The organism is Sphingomonas sp. 66-10, from assembly GCF_001897045.1.
Taxonomy (GTDB): Bacteria; Pseudomonadota; Alphaproteobacteria; order Sphingomonadales; family Sphingomonadaceae; genus Sphingomonas; species Sphingomonas lycopersici.
Window position 1 is genome coordinate 1 of the sequence record NZ_MKRR01000156.1, and the last position, 296, is coordinate 296.

General features: G+C 64.5%; 1 protein-coding gene (running past one end of the window). It reads right to left on the bottom strand.

Features of this window, described 5'->3' with window-relative positions; translation table 11 throughout:
• Nucleotides 1-46: 46 nt before the first annotated feature.
• Nucleotides 47-296: the 3' end of a phage portal protein gene (locus BGN95_RS23980; RefSeq protein WP_502688347.1), read on the bottom strand. It continues 1,253 nt past the right edge of the window; 250 of the gene's 1,503 nt are visible here — the last part of the coding sequence; the start codon falls outside the window, past its right edge — the gene reads right to left on this strand; the stop codon is at nt 47-49.

Here is a 296-nt window from a genome sequence, read left to right on the forward strand (position 1 = left end):
CGTCGTCAGGGTCGCCGACGATCCCGTAGATCAGGATTTCCATGTGCTATTTTCCTTGCGGAGCCTGCTTCGCGGCCATGGCCTGGACGGAATTGCCGACCTGCGTGACGCGGCGCGGGTCGCAGTCGAAGATGAGCCCGGCCTTATCGACTTTCTTGGCCCAGCGTGCCCAAGCATCGAGCACCGCATCCGGGTTTTCGCCGCGCTCGCGGATTGCCTGCTCGGGATCCATCAGTCCGGCGCGCACCATGTCGCGGATCGCCGGGCCTTCGGTGGCGATATCGAGCATTTCGCGC